At 71.6% G+C, this 17,065-nt stretch carries 14 protein-coding genes and 2 pseudogenes; 10 read left to right on the top strand and 6 right to left on the bottom strand.

The features are described from left to right. Positions 1-129 precede the first annotated feature (129 nt). On the bottom strand, positions 130-1,818 hold the full coding sequence (locus tag ACN26Z_RS15400) for a cellulose binding domain-containing protein (protein ID WP_421461880.1): 1,689 nt from the start codon (positions 1,816-1,818) through the stop codon (positions 130-132). 559 nt (positions 1,819-2,377) lie between these two features. Here ACN26Z_RS15400 and ACN26Z_RS15395 point away from each other — a divergent pair. The 10 genes and pseudogenes from ACN26Z_RS15395 (at position 2,378) to ACN26Z_RS15350 (ending at position 12,439) form a co-directional block, all read left to right on the top strand. After that, positions 2,378-2,977, top strand: a complete 600-nt coding sequence (locus ACN26Z_RS15395; protein ID WP_093402137.1) for a DUF4956 domain-containing protein — start codon at positions 2,378-2,380, stop codon at positions 2,975-2,977. Beyond that, complete coding sequence (locus tag ACN26Z_RS15390) at positions 2,974-3,804, top strand: polyphosphate polymerase domain-containing protein (RefSeq protein WP_282238676.1); 831 nt, start codon at positions 2,974-2,976, stop codon at positions 3,802-3,804. The genes ACN26Z_RS15395 and ACN26Z_RS15390 overlap by 4 nt, the downstream gene beginning before the upstream one ends. A 62-nt stretch (positions 3,805-3,866) precedes the next feature. Beyond that, positions 3,867-5,492, top strand: a pseudogene (locus tag ACN26Z_RS15385) (CotH kinase family protein); the annotation flags it as partial. 30 nt (positions 5,493-5,522) lie between these two features. After that, positions 5,523-5,927, top strand: a pseudogene (locus tag ACN26Z_RS15380) (cellulose binding domain-containing protein); the annotation flags it as partial. Positions 5,928-6,082: 155 nt separating this feature from the next. Further along, positions 6,083-6,823, top strand: a complete 741-nt coding sequence (locus ACN26Z_RS15375; protein WP_421461878.1) for an SDR family NAD(P)-dependent oxidoreductase — start codon at positions 6,083-6,085, stop codon at positions 6,821-6,823. Positions 6,824-6,905: 82 nt separating this feature from the next. Further along, complete coding sequence (sugE, locus tag ACN26Z_RS15370; protein WP_421461876.1) at positions 6,906-7,223, top strand: quaternary ammonium compound efflux SMR transporter SugE; 318 nt, start codon at positions 6,906-6,908, stop codon at positions 7,221-7,223. A gap of 34 nt (positions 7,224-7,257) precedes the next feature. Continuing rightward, positions 7,258-7,881, top strand: a complete 624-nt coding sequence (locus ACN26Z_RS15365; protein ID WP_421461875.1) for a TetR/AcrR family transcriptional regulator — start codon at positions 7,258-7,260, stop codon at positions 7,879-7,881. 103 nt (positions 7,882-7,984) lie between these two features. Then, positions 7,985-8,926, top strand: a complete 942-nt coding sequence (nudC, locus tag ACN26Z_RS15360; protein ID WP_421461874.1) for an NAD(+) diphosphatase — start codon at positions 7,985-7,987, stop codon at positions 8,924-8,926. A gap of 88 nt (positions 8,927-9,014) precedes the next feature. Then, positions 9,015-10,691: an ABC transporter transmembrane domain-containing protein gene (locus ACN26Z_RS15355; protein WP_421461872.1), complete on the top strand. Its 1,677-nt coding sequence runs from the start codon at positions 9,015-9,017 to the stop codon at positions 10,689-10,691. Then, positions 10,688-12,439, top strand: a complete 1,752-nt coding sequence (locus ACN26Z_RS15350; protein WP_421461871.1) for an ABC transporter ATP-binding protein — start codon at positions 10,688-10,690, stop codon at positions 12,437-12,439. Before ACN26Z_RS15355 ends, ACN26Z_RS15350 begins: the two co-directional genes overlap by 4 nt. A 17-nt stretch (positions 12,440-12,456) precedes the next feature. Here the strand turns inward: ACN26Z_RS15350 and ACN26Z_RS15345 are convergent, their stop codons facing one another. Genes ACN26Z_RS15345 through ACN26Z_RS15325 form a run of 5 tightly spaced genes read right to left on the bottom strand, consistent with a single transcriptional unit; the run spans position 12,457 to position 17,063 of the window. After that, complete coding sequence (locus tag ACN26Z_RS15345) at positions 12,457-13,440, bottom strand: LLM class flavin-dependent oxidoreductase (protein ID WP_093402131.1); 984 nt, start codon at positions 13,438-13,440, stop codon at positions 12,457-12,459. Further along, positions 13,437-13,763: a TIGR04076 family protein gene (locus ACN26Z_RS15340; protein WP_093402130.1), complete on the bottom strand. Its 327-nt coding sequence runs from the start codon at positions 13,761-13,763 to the stop codon at positions 13,437-13,439. Before ACN26Z_RS15340 ends, ACN26Z_RS15345 begins: the two co-directional genes overlap by 4 nt. Continuing rightward, the gene (locus ACN26Z_RS15335; protein WP_282238683.1) at positions 13,760-14,134 is read right to left on the bottom strand and encodes a nuclear transport factor 2 family protein; all 375 of its coding nucleotides are present in this window, start codon (positions 14,132-14,134) and stop codon (positions 13,760-13,762) included. The genes ACN26Z_RS15340 and ACN26Z_RS15335 overlap by 4 nt, the downstream gene beginning before the upstream one ends. Positions 14,135-14,139: 5 nt before the next feature. Continuing rightward, the gene (locus ACN26Z_RS15330; RefSeq protein ID WP_421461869.1) at positions 14,140-15,828 is read right to left on the bottom strand and encodes a DUF885 domain-containing protein; all 1,689 of its coding nucleotides are present in this window, start codon (positions 15,826-15,828) and stop codon (positions 14,140-14,142) included. Next, a complete protein-coding gene (locus ACN26Z_RS15325; protein WP_421461868.1) occupies positions 15,825-17,063 on the bottom strand; it encodes an amidohydrolase family protein in 1,239 nt (412 codons plus the stop codon). The genes ACN26Z_RS15330 and ACN26Z_RS15325 overlap by 4 nt, the downstream gene beginning before the upstream one ends. Positions 17,064-17,065: the final 2 nt, after the last annotated feature.

Below are 17,065 nucleotides of genomic sequence, written 5' to 3'. Positions count from 1 at the left end.
GCCGAAGTATTGCAGCGAGATTTCACGCACGTCAATGATTTCCGGAAGTTCCACCGGAAGTTTCGAAGCGTCACTGGGCATGACGGCGTTCGCCGCCATGCCCAGGCGCTCGGCGCGCAGCGTCGGAAGCTACCGGGCGGCGCAGGTGGGAGTCATCCCGGTGCCGGTGCCGGTGCCCTGGAAACCGAACTCGGTGGACTGCCCGGCGGCGACGGACCCGTTGTAGCTGACATTGCTGAAGGTGACCGCTCCACTGGAGCCACTGCGCTGGGCGTTCCAGGAGTTGGTGACGCTGGCACCGGAGGGCAGCGTCATGGTGACCGCCCAGCCGTTGAGCGCGGCCGAGCCGGCGGTGACCCGGACTGTGGCAACGAAGCCACCCGTCCACTGATTGACGGACACCGAGGCCGAGCAGGCACCGCTCGCCGGTGGCGTGGTGGGAGGCGTCGTCGGCGGGGTGGTGGGAGGCGTGGTGGGAGGCGTCGTCGGCGGGGTCGTCGGAGGCGTGGTGGGAGGCGTCGTCGGCGGCGTGGTCGGGCCGTCGGCGAGGGTCGGCGTCTGCCAATCCCGCCACTCGGAGAGGTTGCCGGCCTTTCGGCTGGAGATCCGGAACACGCCCGTGGAGCTGCCCGTGTTGAGCAGGAACTTCTGGATGTTCTGCTGCAACGGGGTACGCCACTCCGACCGGGAGGCGCAGTGCGTGCCGTCCTGGACGTCGGACCAGTAGCTGATGTTGTCACCCACGCCGAGTGCCCGGTAGACCTCCGCTCCGGCCAGCGCGGCGACACTCGAGGAGCGGGCGGCCAGCCAGTCGATGTGCGGGTTGTCCATGATGAGCAGTCCACGCGGAGCCACCATGGCCACGGTCTGGTGGGTGTCGATCGGCAGGTTCGCCGGGTTGCCGGTGTACGAGCCGAAGGCGTCACCGAGCCATGGCTGCTCGCCGTACGCGCTGCTCAGCGGTTGGGCACCGGACTCGCCGGGGATGCCCCGGAAGATCGGCGAGCCGGCGCTGCCCGACTCGATAGGCATGGTCAGGGCGATGCGCTGGTCGAAAGCGCCCGTCACGAAGGCGCCCTTGCCGTAACGGGAGCACCCCGTGACGCCGGTCGCGTCCGCGCGGAGGATGTTTCCGCCCGACTGCTCGATGACGTCGATGATCCGGCTGACGCCCCAGGCCCAGGCAACCAACAGTCCGCTGCTGCTCGACGAACCGTAGATGCTGTAGAAGGCGCCCTGCTTGTTGTTGCGGGGAGTGCCCTCCCGCCCCACCGCGAGCGGGTCATAGCTGATCACGGCGGCACCGGCGGACCGGATGGTGGCGGTGTCCGCCCCGAACCCACCGAGCACCACGACGGCCGGATACGGCCCACTGCCGCCGCTGGGCAGTTGCACGCTCGCGGAGAAGCTGGCAGTACGGCCGTTGTGCGCCACGTTCACGGTGATGCTGGTGTTCGAGACCGTACCGCTGACGGTCTGCGGTTTCGCCGGCTTCTCACCGTAGACGTACCGCTGCGCGAGCTGCTTGGTCTGGGCTCGCTGACAACGCCAGTCCGACTTGGCCGAGATCCGGCTCCCGTCGAGGCGCCGGAAGGGGTCGGGCAGCCTGGGGTTCGCCGAAATCGTTCCCGGATTCGGCGTCGGGCAGTCGACGCCGTCGTCCTCCACCGAGGAGACGACCGCGAGGCCGTCGGCGGCCCGGGCCACGCCCATCTCCGCCACCGTCAGTGTCGTCGCGGCGAGGGCGAGGGCGAGCGCCGCCACCGCCAGTACGACGACCACCGAACGGTCCCGTGGGCGGCCAACCTTCGCTGTCACTCCAGTCCCCTTCCGGGCAGACGCCGAGACCGACATTGATCGAGCAGCATCGATCGCTATCTGAGGGTAAGTTTCGAGCCGGGAAACGAAACGTGTCAATATAGTTTCGGTGATTATCGGCGCTGAACGGCGGTCGGGCGCGCATCAGCGCGCCGACATCAGGCGCGCTGGGGTGGCCCACGAGGACGATCACGGCCGGAGCGGGAAGTCCACACCACAAACCAACCCCGGCCGGCCGTAGTCGCGGCGAGCGACAGCCGACTGGGGTTGTTTACCCTGGGTTCACCACCGGTCCACGACTGGTCCACTCGCGCGCGAACCGCGCCCTGACCAGCCGACCGGCCCGAGCCGGACGATCACGGATGCGCCTGACGCGCGCCAAAAGTCCAGGTTGGCACAACATTGCCATTGACCCGGTTCGATGCGTCCCATTACTATTCCCGGAATAGTTCCCGCAAGTTTACCGAGACTTTCGGTTGCGTTCGGTTGCCTGACCGCAGCTCGTGCCGACGAGATGAGACGGGGCCGGCGCGACAGCGACCCAGGAGGAAGACACCAGATGTCGCAGCTCATCCTGTTCGCGATCGACATCGGCGCGGTGGTGCTGCTCGTCTTCGGGCTCTACTTCCCGAGACACCGCCGCCGGGATCTCGTGGTCGCCTACCTCGGCGTCAACGTCGGTGTCCTCGCGGTGGCCAGCGCGCTCAGCGCCAGCAACGTCGGCGCGGGGCTCGGGCTCGGGCTGGCGCTGTTCGGCGTACTGTCGATCATCCGCCTGCGGTCGACGGAGCTCGACCAGCACGAGGTCGCGTACTACTTCTCAGCGCTGGCCCTGGGCATCCTCGGCGCGTTGAGCACCACCTCGGTCTGGCTCAGCGCCGGGCTGATGGGCCTCATCCTCGTGGTGATGTTCCTGGGCGACCATCCCCGGCTGCTCCGCCACTACCGGCACCAGATCATGGTGCTCGACTCGGCCGTGACCGACCACGTGACCCTCGTGGCCCAGCTGGAGCAACTGCTCGGCGCACGCGTGCACGTCGCCACCGTGCAGCGACTCGATCTGGTCAACGAGACCACCGTCGTCGACGTCCGCTACTCGGTCAAGGGCCAGACGACCAGAGCCACCGCGACGCCGGCCAAGGCGGGAGCGGCCCGATGAGCATCCAGCCGATCACCGCGCCCCTGGCGGCCATGGACACCATCGGGCTGACCGAACTCATCGACCGGGCCGCCTTGCAGACCAGGGTGGACCGCAAGTACCTCGTCCCGCTCGACCGGTTGCCACACCTGCTGGAGCAGCTCGTTCCGCACGCACGGGTGCTGGAGATCGACGGCGCGCGGAGCTTCCGCTACGAGTCGGTCTACTTCGACACCCCGAGGTTGGCCAGCTATCACTGCGCGGCCTACCGGCGGCGACGCCGCTTCAAGGTGCGCACCCGCACCTACCTCGACTCAGCCCAGTGCTGGCTCGAAGTCAAGATCAGCGGAGCGCGCGACAGCATCACCAAACACCGGCTGCCGTACGATCCGCACGACCGCACGACAGTGCTACCCGGCCGCGCATTCGTCGACGAGGCGCTCGCGCGGGAGGCGATCTGCCCGCCCGCCGGCAGCGCCCTCGACCCGGTGCTGGTCACCAGCTACCGGCGGGCGACGCTGCTACTGCCGGCGACCGCCAGCCGGGTCACCATCGACACCGGGCTCGCCTGGCAGGCCGGCGCCACCTCACTGCACCTGCCGGAGCTGGCCGTGGTCGAGACCAAGACCAGCGCCGCCGCATCGCCCGCCGACCGGCTGCTGTGGCAGCGCGGGCTGCGGCCCGCCCGCATCTCCAAGTACGCCACCGGTCTGGCCGCGCTGCGTCCGGACCTGCCGGACTCGCCCTGGCGCCGGACACTGCGCCGGCATTTCCGCACCACCCCGTCGGTGGGCACGGCACCGACCGCCACCACCCACCGTCCCGTTCAGGAGGCATCGTGCGTCTGACCGACCGCAGCGTCGGCACCTCGGCGGCACCCCTGCGCATCGCGGGGATCGCGGCCGTCGCCATGCTGGTCACCGCGTTCCTCGTCCCGTCGCCGGCACCAGCCGGTGCCGAGCCCCTCGCCGGCACGTCCAGTTCCACCGTCCCGGCTGACCGGACCGCCGGTTCCCGCACCGCCGCGGACGCCGCCGCGGCTGCGGAGGCAGCCGAAGACCTGGTTGGCGACATCGGCTTCTCCGTGCCCAGCGGCACCTTCTCCGGCGAGGTCTCGGTATCGCTGAGCACCACCGTCAGCGGTGCCCAGATCCGCTACACCACCGACGGACGCCTGCCCGACGCGCAGTCGCCGCTCTACTCCGGCGCGGCGCTGCGCTTCACACGTACGACGCAACTGCGGGCCCAGGCGTTCGTCGGGCAGACCGCCTCGGGTGCGCCCGGCACCGCCATGTACGTCGCGCGCAACACCAGCACCACACACGACCTGCCGGTCGTCCTGATCGACTCGTACGGTGCCGGGCGGCCCGACCGGGAGTACTTCGATGCCACCACGATGATCTTCGAGCCGAGCGGCGGCAGCACCTCCCTGGCCGCCGCACCAACGGTGGCCACCCGGGCCGGGTTCCGGCTGCGCGGGCAGTCGTCGGCGATGTTCGCCAAGACGCCGTTCCGGCTCGAATTCTGGGACAACGAGGACGACGACGCCGACTACCCGGTGCTCGGCATGCCGGCCGACTCCGACTGGGTGCTGCGCGGACCGTTCAGCGACAAGGCGCTGATCCGGGAGGCGTTCGTCTACGACCTCGGGCGGCAGATGGGCCTGCCGGCACCCCGGTACGCCTTCGCGGAGTTCTACCTGAACACCGACGCCGGGCCGGTCGGTTCCGACGACTACATGGGTGTCTACATGCTCGTCGAGACGATCAAGAACTCGAAGGACCGTCTCGACCTCAAGCAGCTCCGCGAGGACGACCGGACCCTGCCGAAGATCACCGGCGGTTACATCTTCAAGTTCGAGTGGATGGCCGCCGAGGAGCCGACCCTGCCGTGCACCGGGCCGGCGGCGAGTTGCTGGAACTACCTTGAGGTCGCCGACCCGTCGCCGCTGCAGCCCGAGCAACGCGACTGGTTGCGTAACCACATCCAGGAGTTCCACAACGTGCTGCGGGCGCCGAACTTCGCCGATCCGGTGAGCGGCTACCGGGCGTACATCGACGTGGGTTCCTTCATCGACCAGCTCATCATCAACGAGCTGAGTCGCGAGATGGACTCCTACATCCGCAGCGCCTACTTCTACAAGGACCGCGACACCAAGATCTTCGCCGGGCCGCTCTGGGACTACGACCTCAGCTTCGGCGTGGGCGGCTTCTTCCAGAACGACCAGACCGCCGGTTGGCAGTACCAGCAGGTCCGCCAGCCGGTGGCCAACGACTGGTACACGCAGTTGATGCGCGATCCGGCGTTCGTCAACGAGGTGCGGCTGCGCTGGCAGACGCTGCGCCGTGGCCCGCTCTCCGACGCGTCGTTGCAGTCCCGCATCGACGGCCTCAGCGCACCCCTGACGGCCGCCGCGCAGCGTAACTTCGCGCGTTGGCCCAACCTGAGCACCCGGAACGTCGGGCCGTTCATCACGCCGACCGCGCCGACCTGGCAGGGGCAGGTCCAGTTCATGCGGGACTGGATGCTCCGCCGCGCGGCCTGGCTGGACTCGACTGCCGGCTGGGGCGGGTCCACCACGCCCCCGCCGACCACTCCCCCGCCCACCACCTCGCCGCCCACCACGCCGCCGCCGAGCAGTCCACCGCCCACCACGCCGCCGCCCAGCGGTAGCGGCTGCACGGCGACCTACACGGTGACCAACCAGTGGTCCGGCGGCTTCCAGGGGGAGGTGCGGGTCACCGCGGGCGGTTCGGCGATCAGCGGCTGGACCGTGACCTGGACGTACCCGGCCGGGCAGACGGTCACCCAGGCATGGAACGCGACAGTCACCAGCCAGGGATCGGCGGTGACCGCCCGTAACGTCAGCTACAACGGCAACCTGGCCGCGGGCGCCAGCACCTCGTTCGGTTTCCTCGGCGCCACCACCGGCACGCCGAGCACACCCACACCGACCTGCACGGCGAGCTGATCAGAGCGAACGTCCGGCACCGGTCCCTCCAGCGGACCGGTGCCGGACGTCCGGGTGGCAGGACAACCGTCGGGTGGTTCCGGGACAGCTGACGCCGATGGATTCCGCTAAGCTCCCCTATTATTGTGTCGATCGGTACAGAAATAGGGGCAGGCATGACGGAACTCGCCGGCAAGGTTGCGCTGGTCACCGGCGGTAGCCGGGGCATCGGAGCGGCGGTTGCCGCCCGCCTCGCCCGGGACGGCGCGGACGTGGCCATCACCTACCGCGCCACGGCCGACCGAGCGCAGACGGTCGTCGCCGAGGTGGAAGCGGCAGGCCGCCGGGGAATCGCAATCGCGGCGGACAACGCCGACTCCGCCGCGGTCGCCGCCGCGGTCCGACGTACGGCTGGCGAACTGGGCCGGCTGGACATCCTGGTCAACAACGCCGGCATCTTCCCGTACGGGCCGATCGAGCAGGTCAGTCTGGCGGAGCTGGACCGTGCCCTCGCGGTGCACGTACGCGGGGTCTTCCTCGCCATCCAGGCCGCTCTCCCCTATTTGGGGCCGGGCGGAAGAATCATCAGCATCGGCAGCTGCTTTGCCGAGCGGGTGCCGTACGCCGGAGTCAGCCTCTACTCGATGACCAAGAGCGCGCTGCTCGGTCTGACCCGTGGGCTGGCCCGCGACCTCGGCCCCCGGGGGATCACCGCGACCGTGGTGCACCCCGGCTCGACGGACACCGAGATGAACCCGGCCGACGGGGAGGGCGCCGATCACGAGCGCAGCTTCATCGCCCTCGGGCAGTACGCGGCCGCCGCCGACATCGCGGCGACGGTCAGCCACCTTGCCGGTGCGGGTGGCCGCTACATCACCGGCACCGCCATCGCCGTCGACGGCGGCTTCGCCGCCTGAGGTCGGCCGTCCGGCACGCAGCCACCGGCCGGCCTGCCGGGTAGCGGGAGGCAGCGGGCCGCACATCGTGAGGAGCGTAGGCATGGCATGGTTCGTGCTGGTCGTGGCCGGACTGCTCGAGGTCGTCTGGGCGACCGCGCTGAAGAACACCGACGGGTTCACCCGGCTCTGGCCCTCGCTGCTGGCGGTCACCAGCGCCGTGCTCAGCTTCGTCATGCTGGCCTGGGCGATGAAGAGCCTGCCGGCCGGTGCCGCGTACGCGGTCTGGGTCGGCATCGGAGCGGTCGGTGTCGTGATCGCCGGGATCGTGACCATGCAGGAGAATGCCGGTCCGGCACGGCTGTTATTCCTCGCCCTGATCGTGGTCGGGATCATCGGGCTGCGTCTGGTGGAACACTGACCGCTGAAGCCGGTGGAAGGGGAGGACGCGACGCATGACGGCCACGCGAGGTCGACCCCGCACGTTCGACCGCCAGGTCGCGCTGCGGCGTGCGATGGAGGTCTTCTGGCGTCGCGGCTACCAGGGTGCCTCGATGACCGAGCTGACCGCCGCCATGGGCATCGCTTCGCCCAGCCTCTACGCCGCATTCGGCAGCAAGGAAGCGCTGTTCCGGGAGGCCGTCGATCTCTACAACGCCACCGAGGGCGCCGGCCCCCGGGCAGCCCTCGACGGTGGGAAAACCGCCCGCGCGGCAATCGAGGCGATGTTGCGTCACCACGCGTACGCCTATGTGGATCCGGCGAATCCGAGCGGGTGCCTGGTCGTGCTCGCCGGCGCCGGCACGGTGCCCGAGTCCGATGCGGTCGGCCAGTTCCTCGCCACGTGCCGGGAGCGTGACATCGCGGAGCTGCGGCGGCGGATCAGCCGGGGGATGGACGAGGGTGATCTACCCGCGTCGGTCGGACCTGACGCACTCGCCCGGTTCGTCGGCGCGGTCGTACAGGGCATGGCGGTCCAGGCACGCGACGGTGCCACCGCCGAGGATCTCCTCGGCATTGTCGACTGCGCCATGGCCGCCTGGGACGGCCTGACCCGGGGCGGCGCCCCGACGAGCTGACTCCTTGCCCTCGCACCCGGCGAGCGCGGCTGCCCGGTACGCCCGGTTGGTTTTCCCGAGGCCGGTGACCGCGCCCGCCGCAGCGTCCGGCACGATCGGCGGCATGGTGTTCCACGGGCTCGCGTACACCGCGACACCGCACGACCGGGCGGCGAGCCTACGCGTCGACCCGGCCCGGGTTGCCGACCTGCTCGACCGCGACGACAGCCAGGTGCTGCCGATGTGGCGCGACCGGCCGCTGCTCACGGCCGACGGCAGACCGGTGCGGCTCACCGGTGCGCCCGCCCGAACCCTGGTGGCGGCGGCCGGTCAGACCGCCCTGCTCGGCCTCGACGGCACCACAGCGAGTTTCACCGCCGATCTCAGCGACGTCGAGGAGACCGAGGCGCTGCGCCTGGCTACTGCGCACCGCAGCACCGACCTGCGCGGGCTGGCCACCACCCTGCCCGGCCCACTCGCCGCGACCCTGGCGTACGCGCGCGGCCTGCTCTACTGGAACCGGCACGCCAGACACTGCGGTACCTGCGGCGCGACCACGGCCAGCGCCGACGCCGGTCACCTGCGGATCTGCCAGGGCCCCGACTGCGGTCGGCAGTTGTTCCCCCGGATCGAACCCGCCGTCATCGTGCTTGTGGAATCCCCCGATCCGCAGCCACGCTGCCTGCTGGCCCGCCATCACGGTGCCGGCGCGGACGGCTTCTCGCTGCTCGCCGGCTTCGTCGAGATCGGCGAGAGCCTGGAGGGCGCCGTCCGTCGCGAGGTCGGTGAGGAAGCCGGCGTGACGGTCGGTGCGGTCACCTACCAGGGTTCCCAGGGATGGCCGTTTCCGGCCGGTCTCATGGTCGGTTTCGTCGCCCGGGCAGTCGAGGAGACGATCGCCGTGGACGGACGCGAACTGTCGGAGGCCCGATGGTTCACCCTGGCCGAGATCGTCGAACGCGTCCGCAACGGTCCCGGCTCGGGACCGGTCGACTCCATCGGCGGTCGGCTGCTGCGCTCGTGGGCCGGGCTCGACCGGCCACCGCTTCCGCACGCCGAGGACTGAGACCTGGCCAGCACGGCGCACCCGCGAATGGCATTCGGCGAGGACAGCGGGTTAGCCTGCCCTAACTCATCGAACGTGAGGCGGGGGCATGACACAGACCACGGGGCGACTGATCCGCCGGATGTTCTGGCGGCAGCGTCGCGACACCGCCCTGTGCGCCGCGTTCTGGTCACTGCACCAGCTGTGTGAGGCTCTCGTTCCGGTGGCCATCGGCCTGGTCATCGACCAGGCCGTCGGAACCGGGTCGACCTCGGCGATGGCCTGGTCCGTGCTGGGCATCTTCGCGTTGTTCACCGCCCTCACCATGGGCTGGCGGTCGGGCTTCTGGTTCCTGTCCCGGGCGGTCACCGAGGAGTCCCACGAGCTGCGGATGCGGGTGGTCCGACGGGTCGTCGGCGGTCAGGGCGTCCGGACCAGCCGCCAGAGCGGGGAACTGCTCTCGATCGCGACCTCCGACACGCAGTCCGCCGCTGAGCTGCTCGAACTGGGCACCCGGGGGGTGAGCGCGCTGGTCGGGCTGACGGTGTCGACGGTCGTGCTGCTGCGGATCGACTGGTCGCTCGGGCTCGGACTGGTGGTGGGCGTGCCGCTCCTGGTGCTCGGGCTCAACGCGCTGGGGCCGGTCGTGGGCCGCCGCACGTCCGCGCAGCAGCAGGCGGTCGGTCGGGCCGCCGCCACGGCGTCGGACCTGCTGCGTGGGCTGCGACCGCTGCGTGGCTTCGGTGGGGTCGACGAGGCCGTCGGCCGTTACCGCACGGCCAGCCGTACGTCGCTGCGTGCCGGCATCGGGACGGTCAAGGCCGGCGCCACGTTCGTCGGCGCGTCCACCTTCACGACCGGCCTGCTGATCACCGCCGTGGCCGCGCTGGCTGGCTGGTACGCCCTAAACGGGCGGATCACGGTCGGGCAGCTCATCACGATCGTCGGGCTGGCCACCTTCCTCACCGATCCGGTGCTCAACCTCGCCGACTGCGTCTTCCGGCTGGCGACGGCGCGGGCCAGCGCGGCCCGCGTGGCCGAGGTGCTCGCCGCCCCGGAGCGGGTGCCCTCCGGGACGCGGACGGCCGAGCCGGGGACGTTGAGCCTCGACACGGTGCACGCGCCGGGCCTGGACGGCGTCGACCTCGCCGTGGCCCCCGGTGAGCTGCTCGGCATCGTCACCGCGGAGACCAGCACGGCGGACGACCTGACCGAGTTGCTCGCGGGGGCACGGCCGCCGGAGCGGGGTGAGGTGCGGCTGGCCGGCACGCCGATGCGGGAGCTGGACCTCGCCTCGTTGCGGCGAACCGTGCTTGTCGAACCGCACGGCGTGGACCTGTTCGGTGCCACGCTGCGGGAGGTGCTCCAGACCGGCGACGACCGGGACGACGCCGCCCTGCGCGCCGCCATGGCCTCGGCCGCCGTCGGTGACCTGCTCGCCGATGACGCAGGATTCGACCGTGGACTCGTCGACCACGGCCTGAACCTCTCCGGTGGCCAGCGGCAGCGCCTCGCCCTGACCCGCGCGCTGCTGGCCGACCGGCCGGTCACCGTCTTCCGCGACCCCACCACGGCGATCGACGCGGTCACCGAGCACGCCATCGCCGACGGCATCCGCGCCTACCGGGCCGCCGACGACCGGGCGACCGTCCTGGTCACCACCAGCGCACCGCTGCTCGACCGGTGCGACCGGGTCGTCTTCCTCCACGCCGGTCGGGTGGCGGCCGTCGGGCGTCACCGCGACCTGCTCGCCGACTCGTCGTACGCGGAGGTGGTGCTGCGATGACCCCGGGAGCGACGATTCTGCCGGTCGCGAGCGGCCGGGTGACGCTCACCGCCTTCTGGCGGGCTCTGCGGCGCTATCCGCTGCTCGCCTGGGCATCGGTGGCGGCGGCCGCGGCGGCCAGCGTCGCGGCCGTCGTCGTGCCGATCCTGCTGGGCCGGCTGGTCGACCTGGTGGTGGCCGGTGGCACCGTCGAATCACTGCTGCTCACCTCGGCGTTGATCCTCGGCGCGGGCCTGGCCGCCGCGATCCTCACCGGCGCGGCCAACTGGCTGGTCACCGAGTGGGGCATGCGTGCCTGCGCTGACCTCCGCGAGGAGGTGCTCGACCGGGCGCTGCGGATGGACGCGACCCGGCTGGAGAGCGCCGGCTCCGGCGACGTGGCCTCCCGGGTCACCGAGGACGTGGAGCGGGTGACCGACTCGGTGCGGCTGGCGGCCGGGATCTTCACCGCCCTGGTCACCGTTGTCATCACCTTCGCCGGTTTCGCGACCCTCGACTGGCGCATCGCCGCCGCGTTCCTGGTCGTCTTCCCGGTGTACGTGCTGAGCCTGCGCCGTTTCGTGCCGCAGGCGAAACGACTGTACGCCGCCGAACGGGAAGCCGCGGCGGTGCGTACGCAGAGCGTGCTGAACACCTTCACCGGTGCCCGGACGGTGCACGCGTACGGCATGCAGGAGCGCCAGAGCCGACGGGTCGAGCAGGCCTCCCGGCACGCGGTGGTGGCGCGCCTGCGTGCGGTGCGGGGCTTCCTCTGGTTCGCGAACACGATGAATTACGCGGAGGCGCTCGGCCTGACCGCCGTGCTGCTCACCGGCTTCCTGCTGGTACGCGCGGGCGACAGCACGGTCGGCGACGTCACCGCTGCGGCGCTGCTGTTCCATCGACTCTTCGGCCCGCTCGGCCTGTTGTTGATGTCGTTCAACGACATCCAGTCGGCCGGGGCGGCGCTCGCGCGGCTCGTCGGCATCTCCGGGCTCGACGTACCCGCTACGCGGCCGGCCGGGCCGATCTCCGGTTGGCTGCCGACGAGCATCACCGCCAAGTCGGTGTGGCACCGCTACCCCGGCGGCCCTGCCGTCGTGCAGGACGTCTCGATCGAGATCGCCGAGGGCCAGTCGTTGGCGATCGTCGGCGAGAGCGGAGCCGGCAAGACCACCCTCGCGGCCATCCTCGGTGGCGTCTTCCCCGCCGCCGAGGGCGAGGTGTGGTTGGGTGACCGTCGGATCGGCGAGCTGGATCCGGCCGAGCTGCGCCGGACCGTCGGCGTGGTCACCCAGGAGGTCCACGTCTTCGCCGGCACCCTCGCCGACGACCTGCGGCTGGCCGCTCCGGCCGCCTCGGACGACGACCTGCACGCCGCCTTGCGGCTGGTCGAAGCCGACGGTTGGGTCAACGCCCTGCCCGACGGGCTGTCGACCCGGGTCGGCGACGGCGAACACCCGCTCACGGCCGGTCAGGCGCAGCAGGTGGCGCTGGCCCGGATCGCCCTGCTCGACCCACCGATCGTCGTCCTCGACGAGGCCAGCGCCGAGGCCGGCAGCGCGGGGGCCCGACAGCTCGAACGGGCCAGCGCCGCCCTGATCCGGGGCCGCACGGCCGTCGTGGTCGCCCACCGGCTCAGCCAGGCACACACCTGCGACCGGATCGCCGTGATGGCGCACGGCCGGATCGTCGAACTCGGCGCCCCGGACGATCTGGTCGCGGCCGGCGGCCGGTACGCCGAACTCTGGTCGGCCTGGCGACGCTGACCCGGCCCGTCCGACCGTCAGTCGCGCAGCAGCGGCAGTACCCGCCGACCCAGCAGGTCGATCCCGCGCTGCGGGGTCAGGCCGTGCGGGGTGCCGAACTCGACCCGGCTCGCCCCGGCGTCGAAGACCGCCGCGGCCTGCGCGGCGACCTGCTCGGGCGTACCGGAAAACGCAAACAGGTCGAGCAGGTCGTCACCGATCAGTGCGCCGGCCAGATCGTCCTCGCGGCGGGTGACGTGTTGCTGGATTCGGGCCAGCAGTTCCGGGTCGACCTCGACGGTGGGGTCGAGGGCGGCGACCACCGCGAGGTACATGGCGACCTCGGTGCGGGCCATCCGTCGGGCCAGCGCACCGTCGGTGTCGACCACGGTGACCGCACCGAGCACCACCCCGGTGTCCCGGCCCGAGGCCGCCTCGTCCAGCCACGCCCGCATCGTCTTGGCCATCGCCGGATTCGCCGATCCGCCGACCTTCACCTCGTCGGCGAACGCGGCGGCGGACCGGGCGGTCTGCTGGCCCCACGTGCCCACCAGTACCGGCACGTCCGGCCGGGCCGGGGTGTACCGCAGCGCGGTACCCGGCGCGACGGTGAACTCACGGCCGACGAAACCACAGTCGTCACCGGCGAGCAGCCGCCGGACGATCTGCACCGTCTCGGCGATGCGTCGCAGTGGCCGGGTCTGCGCCACCCCGACCTGTTGCAGCCAGGTGCCCCGGGCCAGGCCGAGGTACGCGCGGCCGTGCGAGGCCAGGTCGAGGGCGGCCACCTGACCGGCCACCTCCACCGGGTGCAGGGTGAACGGGTTGAGGCAGGCCGCGCCGAGCCGGATCCGGCGGGTGTGCCGGGCGGCCACCAGCAGCGGAAACAGCGGCGGCTGGTACATCAGGTCGCCGAAGACCGACAGCACGTCGAAGCCGTGCCGTTCGGCCAGCTCGGCCAGCACGGCGTACTCGTCGGCGGACTTGTCCGACTGGAGGCCGACACCCACCAGGCGGGTCACGTCAGCTCCTCGGTGGGGATCTGCCGCCGTCCGGTGCGCTCGATGCGCATGATGAGCCGCTCCTCCGGGTCGGGGCAGGCGACGTGGCTGTCCCGGGCCATCCAGTCGCCGTCGTCAAGGGCCCGCTGCTTGGCCGGTAGCAGCGGCAGGCACGCGGCGAGCGCGTACAGGCAGAAGTGCTGGCCCTCGGGAATGCGCAACCGGCACGACTCGGTCAGGTCGACGTGGTCGCCCGGCTTCATGCCGCACACCGAGCGTCCCTCGATCCGCTCCACCACGATCCGCAGGTCGTAGACGTCGGTGGTGGGCTGGTCGTCGCTCATCGCACGGCCTCCGCGTGGTGGTGCACGATCCGCCAGCCCGCGTCGTCGCGCCGCAGCACATCGGTGACCCGGAAGCAGACGTCCGGTCGGTCGGCGGCGTGCCGGGCCCGCAGCACGTACCGGACCAGACCGGTGTCGTCCCACGACTCGGCGTGCAGCTGTTCCGGAGCCACGCTGACCGGTGCCGGTCCGGTCGCCTCGGCAGCCCGGCGGTCACGCAGCACGTCCAGCGCAGCCAGCCCGGTGAGCAGCCGGTCGGCGTCGGATTCCCAGATCGTCAGGTCGGGGTGCAGGTGGGCGTCGAAGGCGGACCGATCCCCCAGTGATCGGTACATGTCGGTGATCGTGCTGGTGAGTTCGTCGATACTCATCGGGGTCACTTCCGGTCGAGGGAGGCGGCAGCGGGTCGGAACGTCTCGGCGAGGCGCTCACGCAGCGGATCCAGGCCCATCGGCCCGAGCGCCAGCGCCGTGTGGTGGAACTGTTTGCGGTCGAAGGTCGGGCCGGCACGACGCTCGGCGTCCTGGCGGGTCTGCTGCCACAGCCGCGCGCCGACCTTGAAGGCGAGCGCCTGCGCCGGCCAGCCGAGATAGCGGTCGACTTCGAACCGGGCGGTGGCGGCGTCCAGCCCGGCGACCCGGGTGAGCAGGTCCACGGCCACACCGTGGCTCCAGCGGGGCGCGTCGGTGAACCCGTTGCCGGGCGGGATCGGCAGGTCGAGGTGCAGGCCGAGGTCGATGACCACACGGGCGGCCCGCCACATCTGCCCGTCCAGCATGCCGAGCCGTTCCGCCGGGCCGGCGTAGAGGCCGAGTTCGTCGGCGAGCCGTTCGGCGTAGTGCGCCCAGCCCTCGGCGTACCCGTGCACGTGGCACAGCGTGCGCTGCCACGGGTGCAGGTCGGCGGTGGTGAGCGTGATGGCGTGCTGGAGGTGGTGACCGGGCAGCCCTTCGTGGCAGAGCGTGCCGACGTGCCGCCACACCGGCACCGTCGACTCGCCCGGCGGCACCGACCACCAGATGCCGCCCGGGCGGGTCAGTTGCGCGTCCGGTGGGGTGTAGTACATGACCCCGGAGGTGGCGGGACTGATCCGGCACACCACCCGGCGGGTGGCGGCGGGGATGTCGAAGTGTGTCCCGTCGAGCAGTTCGGTGGTCAGTGCGGTCCGCCTGGCCAGCCACTCCTCCAGGGCAGGGCCGACCGGCACCCGCCCGTCCGGGTCGGCATCCAGCGCCGTCCGGGCGGCGGCCACGTCCGGGTGGCCGCAGTCGGCCGCCGCCGCCCGCAGCTCGGCCGCAGTGCGGGCCAGCTCCGCCCAGCCGTACGCGTACAACTCGGCCAGGTCGACGGTGGCGCCGAGGAAGGCGCGGGCGGTGATCTGGTAGAGGTCGCGGCCCACGCCGTCCACCTCGGTCGCGGCGGGAGCCAGTTCGGTACGCAGGAACGTGGCAAATTCCGCCGTGGCAGCGGTGGCCAGCCGGGCACCCTCAACCAACCGCTCGGCGAGCGGCCCGGCCGGGTGACCGGCGACGAGACCGCCGAAGAAGTCGGCGTCGACCCAGGCGGTGCACTGCGCGGCGACGGTCAGCACCTGCCGGCGGGCGACCAGTTGACCACGCTGGGCGGAACGGCGCAGCGTCGCGGTGTACTGGTCCAGGGTGGTGGGCAGCCGGTGCAGGTGATCGGCGACGACGGCCCAGTCGTCGACGGTGCTCCGGGGCAGGTTGTCGAAGACCTGCCGGGCCAGGTGCACCGGGGTGGCCAGCGGGGCGAGCAGCCGGGTGGTGAAGCCGGCGTCGTAGAGCGCCACCTCGCTGGCCAGCCGGTCCGCCAGGGCACCGGCGAGGGCACGCTCGGCCGGGCCGGTCACCGTGGCGGCGGCCAGGGCGGTCGCGGTCGCGCGGGTCAGCTCGGCGCGGGCGTCGAACCCGTCCGGCGACAGGTCGGCCAGCCGCCATTCGGGGGTACGCCCGGCTGCTTCGGCGGCCTCCGGGTCGAGCGCGGCGAGGGCGTGCAGGTATTTGTCGGCCACGGCGCTGACGCGCGGCGCGGACGCGCCGGTCATCGGGGCTTCCGGAGCCGGTGGTGGTCGTCGCGGTACACCACGCCGCCCTTCATGACCCCGTGCAGGGTGCGCAACGCGGAGACGGAACGGGTCGGGTCGTCCCGCAGCACCAGCAGGTCGGCGTGCTTGCCGGCCTCGACGCTGCCGAGCGTGTCGGCCTGGTCCAGCCATTCGGCGGGACGGATGGTGGCAGCCTTCAACGCGTCGGCGACCGGCATCCCGGCGTCCACCATGAACTCCAGCTCACGCACGGTCGCGCTGGTCTCGTCGTAGCCCGCGTGCGGCGGCATGTCACTGCCCAGTGCGATCGGCACCCCGTTGCGGATGGCGTGCTGGAGGCTCTCCCAGTGCCGGGGGCCGGCGGCCAGGGCCCGGTCCATCAACCAGCCGGGCACTCCGGAGTCACGGAAGAACTGTTCGCAGCGGCTCACCACGATGGTGGGCACGTACCAGACGCCCCGGTCGGCCATCAGGCGGGTGACCTCGTCGGTCAGCTCGTAGCCGTGCTCGACGCAGTCGAGGCCGAGTTCGACGGCCCGGCGTACGGTGTCGGCCGGGCCGGCGTGCGCGGTGACCTTGCGCCCCCAGTCGTGGGCGACCCGGATGACGGCGGCCATCTCGTCGTCGAGCAGCTGCGGGGTGTCGATCGCCTCGAACTGACCGGCGATCCCGCCGGAGATGCAGACTTTGATCAAATCAGCGCCGGCCCGGATCTGGGCCCGGGTGAGCCGCCGGAAGCCGTCGGCGCCGTCGGCCTCCAGGGCGTCGGCCTCCCAGCCGTGACCGCCGGTGCAGCACAGCGCGTGTCCGGCGGTGAAGATCCGGGGGCCGTCCACCGCGCCGGCCTCGATGCCCCGGCGCAGCGCGAAGTCGGCGTAGCGCCCCTCGCCGACCAGCCGGGCGGTGGTCACCCCGGCGTGCAGGGTGCGGCGGGCCGAGTCGGCCATCAGCAGCACCAGTTCGGCCAGGTTGGACCGGTGCACCGTGTCGGCGAGGTGACCGGGCAGCCCGAGGGAGAGGTGCACGTGCATGTTGGTCAGGCCGGGCATCACCACGTCGCCGCCGAGGTCGACCACGCGGGCGTCGCCGGCCTCGGCAAGCACGTCGTCGACGGCTGCCACGGCCTTGATCATCCCGTCGGCGCCGACCCAGACACCCCGGTCGGGCTGGAGGTGGTTGGCGACGCCGTCGTAGAGCGCGAGGTTGACCAGGACCTGTTCGGTTGCGGTGTGCATTG

This window comes from Verrucosispora sp. WMMD703 (assembly GCF_049178935.1).
GTDB classification, from domain to species: Bacteria; Actinomycetota; Actinomycetes; order Mycobacteriales; family Micromonosporaceae; genus Micromonospora; species Micromonospora sediminimaris.
This window is presented reverse-complemented; position numbering and strand designations above follow the sequence as displayed.

What these genes read in the sequence shown, in the direction of transcription:
- ACN26Z_RS15325 (WP_421461868.1), bottom strand. Translation starts at nt 17,063, where the DNA reads ATGCACACCGCAACCGAACAGGTCCTGGTCAACCTCGCGCTCTACGAC.
- sugE (WP_421461876.1), top strand. Translation starts at nt 6,906, where the DNA reads ATGGCATGGTTCGTGCTGGTCGTGGCCGGACTGCTCGAGGTCGTCTGG.
- ACN26Z_RS15365 (WP_421461875.1), top strand. Translation starts at nt 7,258, where the DNA reads ATGACGGCCACGCGAGGTCGACCCCGCACGTTCGACCGCCAGGTCGCG.
- ACN26Z_RS15340 (WP_093402130.1), bottom strand. Translation starts at nt 13,763, where the DNA reads ATGAGCGACGACCAGCCCACCACCGACGTCTACGACCTGCGGATCGTG.
- ACN26Z_RS15330 (WP_421461869.1), bottom strand. Translation starts at nt 15,828, where the DNA reads ATGACCGGCGCGTCCGCGCCGCGCGTCAGCGCCGTGGCCGACAAATAC.
- ACN26Z_RS15395 (WP_093402137.1), top strand. Translation starts at nt 2,378, where the DNA reads ATGTCGCAGCTCATCCTGTTCGCGATCGACATCGGCGCGGTGGTGCTG.
- nudC (WP_421461874.1), top strand. Translation starts at nt 7,985, where the DNA reads ATGGTGTTCCACGGGCTCGCGTACACCGCGACACCGCACGACCGGGCG.
- ACN26Z_RS15350 (WP_421461871.1), top strand. Translation starts at nt 10,688, where the DNA reads ATGACCCCGGGAGCGACGATTCTGCCGGTCGCGAGCGGCCGGGTGACG.
- ACN26Z_RS15375 (WP_421461878.1), top strand. Translation starts at nt 6,083, where the DNA reads ATGACGGAACTCGCCGGCAAGGTTGCGCTGGTCACCGGCGGTAGCCGG.
- ACN26Z_RS15335 (WP_282238683.1), bottom strand. Translation starts at nt 14,134, where the DNA reads ATGAGTATCGACGAACTCACCAGCACGATCACCGACATGTACCGATCA.
- ACN26Z_RS15355 (WP_421461872.1), top strand. Translation starts at nt 9,015, where the DNA reads ATGACACAGACCACGGGGCGACTGATCCGCCGGATGTTCTGGCGGCAG.
- ACN26Z_RS15390 (WP_282238676.1), top strand. Translation starts at nt 2,974, where the DNA reads ATGAGCATCCAGCCGATCACCGCGCCCCTGGCGGCCATGGACACCATC.